This is a genomic window from Mesorhizobium sp. M1E.F.Ca.ET.063.01.1.1, assembly GCF_003998155.1.
Taxonomy (GTDB): domain Bacteria; phylum Pseudomonadota; class Alphaproteobacteria; order Rhizobiales; family Rhizobiaceae; genus Mesorhizobium.
Genome location: NZ_RZSC01000224.1, coordinates 1 through 8345 on the forward strand (window position 1 = coordinate 1; position 8345 = coordinate 8345).

7 protein-coding genes and 1 pseudogene are annotated in these 8345 nt (G+C 65.2%); 3 read left to right on the top strand and 5 right to left on the bottom strand.

Annotated features, from left to right (window positions below; genetic code table 11):
• Window positions 1-144: pseudogene (locus EOA29_RS17225) on the top strand (heme-binding protein); the annotation flags it as partial.
• Entirely contained in the window at window positions 141-1400 is a 1260-nt protein-coding gene (locus EOA29_RS17230) for a glycerate kinase (protein ID WP_126090625.1), read from the top strand. The pseudogene EOA29_RS17225 and the gene EOA29_RS17230, both read left to right, overlap by 4 nt.
• A 95-nt stretch (window positions 1401-1495) precedes the next feature.
• Here the strand turns inward: EOA29_RS17230 and EOA29_RS17235 are convergent, their stop codons facing one another.
• The 5 genes from EOA29_RS17235 to EOA29_RS17255 form a co-directional block, all read right to left on the bottom strand.
• On the bottom strand, window positions 1496-2164 hold the full coding sequence (locus EOA29_RS17235; protein ID WP_126090624.1) for a UdgX family uracil-DNA binding protein: 669 nt from the start codon (window positions 2162-2164) through the stop codon (window positions 1496-1498).
• Window positions 2165-2227: 63 nt separating this feature from the next.
• Complete coding sequence (locus EOA29_RS17240; RefSeq protein WP_126090623.1) at window positions 2228-3634, bottom strand: glutamine synthetase family protein; 1407 nt, start codon at window positions 3632-3634, stop codon at window positions 2228-2230.
• 26 nt (window positions 3635-3660) lie between these two features.
• Window positions 3661-5037 carry an aspartate aminotransferase family protein gene (locus tag EOA29_RS17245; RefSeq protein WP_126090622.1) on the bottom strand — a complete coding sequence of 459 codons (1377 nt, stop codon included), beginning with the start codon at window positions 5035-5037 and terminating at the stop codon, window positions 3661-3663.
• A gap of 88 nt (window positions 5038-5125) precedes the next feature.
• Window positions 5126-6100: a WD40 repeat domain-containing protein gene (locus EOA29_RS17250; protein WP_126090621.1), complete on the bottom strand. Its 975-nt coding sequence runs from the start codon at window positions 6098-6100 to the stop codon at window positions 5126-5128.
• Window positions 6101-6333: 233 nt separating this feature from the next.
• On the bottom strand, window positions 6334-7368 hold the full coding sequence (locus EOA29_RS17255) for a GTP-binding protein (RefSeq protein ID WP_126090620.1): 1035 nt from the start codon (window positions 7366-7368) through the stop codon (window positions 6334-6336).
• Between the two features lie 381 nt (window positions 7369-7749).
• On the opposite strand from EOA29_RS17255, the gene EOA29_RS17260 reads away from it, so the two are divergent.
• Window positions 7750-8220 carry a MarR family transcriptional regulator gene (locus tag EOA29_RS17260; protein WP_126090619.1) on the top strand — a complete coding sequence of 157 codons (471 nt, stop codon included), beginning with the start codon at window positions 7750-7752 and terminating at the stop codon, window positions 8218-8220.
• Window positions 8221-8345 lie beyond the last annotated feature (125 nt).

An 8345-nucleotide genomic window follows, 5' to 3' on the forward strand; every position in this document is an offset into this window, starting at 1 on the left:
ACCGTCAAGGGCGCTGGCGTCGTCGGCGTCATTGCTGTCTCGGGTCTGCCTGAAAGGGATGACCACGGCGTCGTGGTCGATGCGCTCTGCGCCCATCTCGGCATCGACGCAAGCAAGTTCAGGTTGCCGCCGGAAGAAAAATGACCGATCCAAAGTCCTTCCTCACGTCGATCTTCAACGCCGCCGTCGCTGCCGCCGAACCGGAAAAGACGATCCGCAATCATTTGCCGGCAAGGCCGAAGGGCCGCACCATCGTCATCGGCGCGGGAAAAGGCTCGGCGCAGATGGCGGCGGCCTTCGAGAAGGTCTGGGAAGGGCCGATCGACGGGCTGGTCGTCACCCGCTACGGCTATGGCGCGAAATGCGAGCGCATCGAGATCATCGAGGCGGCGCATCCAGTGCCGGACGCCGCAGGCCTCGAAGCGTCGCGCCGGCTGCTGGAGAAGGTGCGGGGTCTGACATCGGACGATCTGGTGGTGGCGCTGATTTCCGGCGGCGGCTCGGCGCTGCTGCCGTCGCCCGCTCCCGGCCTGACTTTAGCCGACGAGATCGCCGTCAACGAAGCGCTGCTTGCCTCCGGCGCGCCGATCGCGGCCATGAATACCATCCGCAAGCATGTCTCGACCATCAAGGGCGGTCGCCTTGCCGCCGCCGCCCATCCGGCGAGGGTCGTGTCGCTGGTCGTTTCCGACATCCCCGGCGACAATCCGGCGCTGGTTGCGTCGGGACCGACCGTCCCCGACACCGGCAGCCGTGAGGATGCGCTGGCGGCGATCGCCGCCTACAACATGAAGTTTCCGGCCTCCGTCATGGCGCATATCCAATCGCCCGCCGCCGATGCGCCGCGACCCAACGACCCGCGCTTTGCCGGCAACGAGGTGCATCTCATTGCCTCGGCGGGCGTGTCGCTGGAAGCGGCGACAGCCGAAGCGAAGCGGCAAGGCATTGAGGCCGTGATCCTGTCGGATTCGATCGAAGGCGAGGCGCGCGAGGTCGGTGGTGTCCATGCCGCTATCGCGCGCGAGGTGGCGACGCGCAACCGCCCCTTCGCCAAGCCGGTGCTGATCCTCTCAGGCGGCGAGACGACGGTGACCTTGCGCGCCAAGGGCAAGGGCGGCCGCAACTCGGAATTCCTGCTCGCCTTTGCCATCGCCATCAACGGTGTGGATGGTATCCATGCTCTGGCGGCAGACACCGACGGGATCGACGGCTCGGAGAACAATGCCGGCGCCTTCGCCGACGGCTCGACCGTGTCGCGCATGCGCGGGGCGGGTGTCGACGCCAAGGCGATGCTAGCCGGCAACAATGCCTGGACGGCCTTCAATGCGGTGGGTGATCTGTTCGTGCCGGGACCTACGGGCACGAATGTGAATGATCTCAGGGCGATTCTGGTTAGGTAGCGCCGAGCCACGGACGAGCGTTTCGGCTAATCTTCAACGTCGCACTACCGTGCAGCAGCGTCGCCCCTCTGCGCGGGGTCGGGCACGCTGATCATTCAAGCAGCCATCAACTCTTTTACCTTCCGCATATCCTTCAAAAACCGCTCCCTCTCCGCCTCCTTGTCCTCCTGCTCGCGGATGCGCAGGATAAGCGAGGGGTGGATGGTGATGAAGACGCGTAAGCCGTCATCGCGCTCGATCACCTCGCCGCGCCTCTTCAACACCGGTACCGCTTTGCCAAGCAGGGACTGCGCCGCGGTCGAGCCAAGCGCCACGGCAAGACGGGGCTCGATCCGGCCGATCTCCTTGTCCAGCCACCAGCGGCAGGCCTGCACCTCGCCGACATTGGGCTTGGAGTGGATGCGCCGTTTGCCGCGCGGCTCGAATTTGAAATGCTTCACCGCGTTTGTGACATAGACCTTCCGGCGGTCGATGTCGGCATCTTCCAGCGTGGCGTCGAGCATCCGGCCCGCCGGGCCGACAAATGGTTTGCCGGCCCGATCCTCCTGGTCTCCCGGCTGTTCGCCGACGAAGATCACCTCGGCGTCTTCCGGCCCTTCGCCGAAAACCGTCTGTGTCGCGTTGCGCCACAGCGGGCAGCGGCGGCAACCCGTCGCCTCATCGCGCAACTCGGCGATCGGCGCTGCGTCGTCCGGCGGTTCGGCGTGTCCCGCTCGAGCGCGTCTGCCGGAAGTCGCCGGCTCATGTGGAGTCGTGCCTGCCATCGTCCATCCCTCGTCCGCTTCGATGTTGAATGGGCGAGATTGTCGATGGTTCCTGCCGGTGCCTCACACCTCGTGCAGATAGAGGTGGTAATCCAGCTCGCTGACGGTGCGGGCGACGCGCAGATATTCCGCCTGCTTGATCGCCACGAAGGTTCGGTGCAGGTCGGGGCCGAGCGCCGATTTCAGGAAATCGGAGCGCCTGGCCGCCTCGATCGCGGCGCGCCAGTCCACCGGCATGGTCGTGTCCGCGGGGGCGGACTCATAGCCGTTGCCGGTCGTCTCCGGTCCGGGGTCGAGCCCCTCGTCGAGGCCCTTGACGATGCCGGCCAGCACGGTCGCCGCCACCAGATAGGGATTGGCGTCGACGCCGGACGGCCTGTGCTCGATGCGGCGGTTCTTGGCGTCGCCCGCCGGCACGCGCAGCGCCACCGATCGGTTGTTGACGCCCCAGGTCGGCGCCACCGGCGCATAGGATTGCGAGACGAAGCGCCGCCATGAATTGGCATGCGGCGCGAAAACCAGCATCGATTCCGCCATGGTGTGGATCAGGCCGCCGAGCGCGTTGAGCAGGCTCGGTGACCATTTCTCGCCGACGGCTTCGGTGAAGACGTTCCGGCCCGCATCGTCCTGCAGCGAAACGTGAAAATGCATGCCCGAGCCGGCATAGGTCTCGATCGGCTTTGCCATGAAGCACGCGGTGACGCCGTGCCGGCGCGCTTGCGCCCGGACCAGCCGTTTCAGCATGACCAGGTCATCGGCCGCCCGCATCACATCCTTGCGGTAGTTGAGCGTCAGTTCGTATTGGCCGGGCGCATATTCCGAAATGACGGTCTCGGCCGGAATGCCTTGCGCCCTGGCGGCGGCGTAGATGTCGGAAAACAGCGGCTCCATGCCGTGCAGATGGTCGACCGAATAGACTTCCGTCTTGCCCGAGCGGCGGCCGTCGAGCACCGCGCGGGCGGCCTGCACCTTGCCGTCCACATCGCGTTCGTTGGCGAGGAGAAAAAATTCCAGCTCGAAGGCGCCGGCCGGATGCAGACCCTTGGCCGCCAATATGTCCACCTGCCGGGCCAGCGCCAGCCGTGGATCGGACGACATCGGCAGTCCGTCGAGATGATACATCGCCATCAGCACCTGGCCGCGCGGCGGCTGCGTGCCGTGGAGCGGCACCAGTGTGCCGGGTATCGGCCAGGCCCTGAGGTCGCCGTCGCCGCTGTCCCAGATCAGCCCGGTTTCGTGGACGTCCTCGCCGGTGATGTCTAGGCCGAGGATCGAGATCGGCATATGACGGCCATTCTCGAAAATGCCCATCAGCTCGTGGCGCCGCACGATCTTGCCGCGGCCGATGCCGTTGGCGTCGGTGAGCACGATGTCGAAGGCCTCGATGTCGGGATGGGTGTCGAGAAAAGCCTTCGCCTCGGCGGGCGTCGAGCCTGAAGGGGAGGTCGCAACTGTGCTCGGATTGTCCATGGCTGCCAATCTTCCAACTGCTTGTCTCACGCCGTAAGCCTGGCCGCAACCGCGCTGAAAGCGGTGATCAGCCGGCTCACCTGCGCCGCCGTCGTCGCCGGCGAAATCAGCATCATATTGTGGAACGGTGCGATCAGCACGCCGCGATTGACCAGCGCGACATGGATGGCTGCCTCGAGTTCCGGCGCATGCGCCTTCTCCGCCTCGCTGCCATCTTTCAGCGGACCGGGCGCGCAGATGAACTCGACCCGGGCTCCGACGCGCGCGACATGCCAGGGCAAATGATAACGGTCGATGACGGCGGTCAGCCCGGCGTCGAGGCGGCGCGCCAGCCGGTCCATATGGGCATAGGCCTCCTCCGTCATCACCTCTTCCAGCGTCGCGCGCATCGCCGCGAATTGCATCGGGTTGGCCGACAGCGTCGTACCCATGCCGGAGTAACCGGGCTCCTTCGTCCGGTTATAGGCGCCGTAGCGGGTGGCGACCTCTTCGCTCATGCCCCAGATGCTGGCCGGTACGCCGCCGGCCACCGGCTTGCCGAGCACGAACAGGTCCGGCTCCAGTCCATGTTTGCGTGTGTAACCGCCAGGGCCGGTGGAGATGGTGTGCGTCTCGTCGATCAGAAGCAGAGTGCCGGCCGCGCGGGTGAGGCGACGCAGTGCGTCGTGAAAGCCGGGTTCCGGCAGCACCATGTAGGAATTGGTCAGCACCGGCTCGGTGATGACGCAGGCGACGTCGCGCTCGTCAAGCGAGGCCTCCAGTGCGGCGATGTCGTTGAACTCGACGACCTTCGTTGCCCGTGTGAGATCGCGGAATTCGCCGGCCAGCCCGGGTCGGTTGACTGGCTTGCCGTCGATCAGCCGCACCATCGTCTCGTCGACCGAGCCGTGATAGCAGCCGTTGAAGACCAGGATTTTCTCCCGCCCCGTCACCGCGCGGGCGACACGAAGCGCGAAGCGGTTGGCGTCGGTGGCGGTGGTGGCGATCTGCCAATAGGGCAGACCGAAGCGCTGCTGCAGGAGCGGGCCGATCGCCAGCGCATCCTCGCTGGGCAGCATGTAGGTCAGGCCGCGCCCGGCCTGCCGGCGGATGGCGCGGGCGACCGCCGGCGGCGAATGCCCGAGCATCGAGCCGGTGTCGCCAAGGCAGAAATCGTCAAGCTTGTTGCCGTCGACATCGGTGATCGTGGCGCCTTTAGCGCCGTCGACCAGAATCGGGAACGGCGTCGGCCAGTCGGTCATCCAGTGCATAGGCACGCCGCCGAGGAAGCCGGCCATCCCGTTGCCAACCTTCGCCTCGGATTTCGGCCGTGCCTTGCGGAACGCGGCCGCTTCTGCCTCGCGCAGTTCAGCGATGCGGGCGGCAGCGATGCCGCCGATGGACGAATGGTCGATTGAATGCATGAAGGCCCCTCTTTCAGGCAATAGGCAGTAGGGACTAGGCAGTAGGGCGCTCTCTTTTTCCTACTGCCTATTCCCTACTGCCTATTCCCTAAGCAGTGATATCGATCACGCCGCAATCGCCGGCCGCACTTCCGAAGACGATGCGGCGCTCTTCCTTATCCCACATCATCGCGGTGATCGCGCCCTTGCCCGGGCGGCGCAGCAGCACCTCCTTGGCGTCGGCGAAGCGCGCCGCGATCACCATGCCGTCCTCATAGCCGATGGCCGTGACCTCCTGGCTGGGGTGGCAGGCGACGCAGGTCACCATCGTGTTGCCGCGCGTGCCGAGCTCCAGCGGCGCCTTGCCCATCGGCCCGTCCTTGCTGGCGAATGGCCACACGATCGCTGCCGGCGCGCCCGAACTTGCCAGCCACTTGCCCTTCACGCTCCAGGACAGGCTTTTCACCTTGCCCGGATAGCCGCTCATGCGCATGTGTTTGCCATCGGCCAGCTTCCAGCCGTGCAGCGCGTTCTCCTGCATGGTGGTGATCAGGAAGGCGCCGTCCGGCGAGAAGGTTATGCCGGTATGGGCGCCAGCCCATTCGAGTTCCACCGGCTTGCCGTCGGCGGCCGGGAAATGCAGCGTCGCGCCATTGTAGCGTGCGACGCCGAAGCGCATGCCCTTGGGCGAGAAGGCCAGGCCTTCCACCGAGCGTGGATGGGTAAACTCCTTGATCTTGCCGTCGGCAAAGCGCGCGAAGGCGATCTTGCCCGAGGCATAGGCGATCGCGCCCTGCGGGCCGGCGGCGACGCTGGTGATCCATTTTTTGCCGGCGCTGGCGAGTTCGCTCGCCTCTCCGCCGGCCTTCACTGCGAACACCTTGCCGTCCTCGCCGCCGGTGATCAGCCGGTCGTTGGCTGCGTCATGGAAGGCGGCGAGCAGCCCGTCATTGGCTTGCACGGTCTTGTGCCCATTGTCCAACCGGTGGATCGTGCCGTCGGCAAGCGCGAAATGCGGCACGTCGTTGAGGAAGACGGCGGCGACGCAATGGCCTTCGAGATCAAGCGGGGCGACTGTGGGCATGGGCACTGGTCCATTCGAGATCACGAGCCGGCGCGGCTAGGTGTGGCTCCCCCTTCTCCCCTTGTGGGAGAAGGTGGATTGGCGCGTAGCGCCAAGACGGATGAGGGGTGTTGGACGGAGCGCCGTCATCGCCAAGCTGGAACACCCCTCATCCGACCGAGCTTCGCTCGGCCACCTTCTCCCGCAAGAGGAGAAGGAGAGAAGGGCAGCGCTAGCGCCTGAAAGTCCGAAAATCAAGCCGCCTGGCAGGCTTCAAAACTCTTGCGGAGCCGCTCTTCATCGAGGTCGCGGCCGATGAACACCAGCCGGCTCTCATGCTTCTCGCCGTCCTTCCAGGCGCGCTGATGGTCGCCTTCGAGGATCATGTGCACGCCTTGCAGAACATAGCGCTCGTCGTCGCCCTTGAGCGCGATGATGCCCTTCAGCCGCAGAATGTTCGGACCTTCCATCTGGGTCACCTTCTCGATCCAGGGGAAGAACTTTTTCGGGTCCATCTCGCCGCCGCGCAGCGACACCGACTTCACCGTCACGTCGTGGATATCCGAAGCATGGTCGTGGTGATGATGGTCATGCCCGTCATGATCGTGGTGGTCGTGGTCGTGGTCATGATCATGCGCCTCGAGGAAATGTGGATCGTTCTCCAGCGCGCGGGACAGGTCGAAGGCGCCACGGTCGAGCACCTCGCGAAGCGCCACGCCGGCGCGCTCTGTGCGATGGATCCTGGCCGCCGGGTTGATGGCGCGGATCGTCGCTTCGACCTTTTCGAGCTCTTCCGGGGTGACGAGATCGGTCTTGTTCAGCACCACGACGTCGGCAAAGGCGATCTGGTCCTCGGCCTCCTTGGAATCCTTCAGCCGCAGCGGCAGGTGCTTGGCGTCGACCAGCGCCACCACCGCGTCGAGCTTGGTCTTCGAGCGCACGTCATCGTCCATGAAGAAGGTCTGTGCCACCGGCACCGGGTCGGCAAGACCGGTAGTCTCGACGACGATGGCATCGAAGCGGCCGGGCCGCCGCATCAGGCCCTCGACCACGCGGATCAGGTCGCCGCGCACCGTGCAGCACACGCAGCCATTGTTCATCTCGTAGATTTCCTCGTCGGATTCGACGATCAGGTCGTTGTCGATGCCGATCTCGCCGAACTCGTTGACGATGACGGCGTAACGCCTGCCGTGGTTCTCCGACAGGATGCGGTTGAGCAGCGTCGTCTTGCCCGCGCCGAGATAGCCGGTGAGAACGGTTACGGGGATCTGCGTCTGTGCATCGCTCATGGGTTGCCTCGAAAATCTGTGCCCTAAAGGATTTGTCGGCCTCATATAGGGTGTGGGGGCGGCTTTTGCACGCACCAAACCGGTGGGCCAGCGGATACTCCGATCGGGGCAGGCACCGTGGATGGATTCGCGGTGACCAGGACGGCCTAATGGGGCAGCCGCACGGGCGTTGCCTCACCCTTGCGGACTTTCCGCTGTGGATCTCGCCGCCTCAAAAGTCGTTTGTCATCTAACTGAAATAAACATCTGGCATCACCTGCGCGGGCACCGCAATGCTTGCCGGCAAAGCGTTCTGCAAGCCGGACTCTTTAGATCGTCATTTGCCAGCCGCCGGACAGCCTCTATGCTGTCCGCGCCGGTTCGGCCGAAGAGGGAAGGACCATGGCCAAGGCGGACAAGACAGCGACAATGAGCCGGCTGCATTCGGCGGCGCGGCTGGCGCGAACGGCGCTTGCGGCGCGGCTTCTGGCGCACGGTTTCTACGCCGGCCAGGACCAGATCATGCTGGCGCTGGATCGCGAGGACGGCCAGACCCCGGGCAATCTCGCCGGGCGGCTCGGCGTGCGCCCGCCGACGATCACCAAGACCATCAACCGCTTGCAGGCGCAGGGTTTTCTGGAAAAGCGCGCCTCCAACGCCGATGCGCGCCAGGCCCACATCTTCCTGACGGACGCCGGCCGCGAAACCATCCGCGCCATCGAGAAATCGGTCAAGAAGACCGAAAAGCAGGCGCTGAAGGGCCTCGACAAGAAGGACCAGAAGGCGCTGTTCAAGCTTCTCGCCCGTATCGAGGCCAACTTGTCGAACGAAGACCTAGTCCTCATCGACGACGACGCGGAACTGGATGATTAAAGCGCGACGCGCAGCGTCGTCGCTTAACCGCGAGGCTTCCGGTAATTAGCGCTCAGGCGGGACGCGCAGCGTCGTCGCCCTTTCCTCTAAGCCACCGATGCTTGGGTGGTGCGTGGAGCGACGAC

Coding starts and splice junctions, on each gene's coding strand:
- EOA29_RS17230 (WP_126090625.1), top strand. CDS start 141: ATGACCGATCCAAAGTCCTTCCTCACGTCGATCTTCAACGCCGCCGTC.
- EOA29_RS17235 (WP_126090624.1), bottom strand. CDS start 2,164: ATGGCAGGCACGACTCCACATGAGCCGGCGACTTCCGGCAGACGCGCT.
- EOA29_RS17240 (WP_126090623.1), bottom strand. CDS start 3,634: ATGGACAATCCGAGCACAGTTGCGACCTCCCCTTCAGGCTCGACGCCC.
- EOA29_RS17245 (WP_126090622.1), bottom strand. CDS start 5,037: ATGCATTCAATCGACCATTCGTCCATCGGCGGCATCGCTGCCGCCCGC.
- EOA29_RS17250 (WP_126090621.1), bottom strand. CDS start 6,100: ATGCCCACAGTCGCCCCGCTTGATCTCGAAGGCCATTGCGTCGCCGCC.
- EOA29_RS17255 (WP_126090620.1), bottom strand. CDS start 7,368: ATGAGCGATGCACAGACGCAGATCCCCGTAACCGTTCTCACCGGCTAT.
- EOA29_RS17260 (WP_126090619.1), top strand. CDS start 7,750: ATGGCCAAGGCGGACAAGACAGCGACAATGAGCCGGCTGCATTCGGCG.